We start from the raw sequence: 234 nt of genomic DNA, 5'->3' as shown, positions 1-234 counted from the left end.
CGCGCGGTCGGTGTCGAGGCGGTCGTGGAACTCGCGGGCGTCAACAAGATGAGCCTGTACCGCCAGTTCTCGTCGAAGGACGAGCTGATCCTCGCGTATCTGGAGCGGATGGATGCGTGCTTCTTCGAGCGCTTCGATTCGAGCATCGCGAAGCATCCGGGCCAGCCGAAGGCGCAGTTGATCCAGTATTTCGTCGATCTCGCGGCGCGCGCGACGCAGAAGGACTATCGCGGC

General features: G+C 63.2%; 1 protein-coding gene. It reads left to right on the top strand.

Annotation, left to right across the window (positions count from 1 at the left end):
• Window positions 1–234 (top strand): TetR/AcrR family transcriptional regulator (locus R0J88_RS23650; RefSeq protein ID WP_410901408.1); only part of this gene is annotated, 234 nt, incomplete at both ends.

Origin of the sequence: Pseudoalteromonas sp. SIMBA_162 (assembly GCF_046535955.1) — a bacterium.
GTDB lineage: Bacteria > Pseudomonadota > Gammaproteobacteria > Enterobacterales > Alteromonadaceae > Pseudoalteromonas > Pseudoalteromonas marina.
This window is presented reverse-complemented; position numbering and strand designations above follow the sequence as displayed.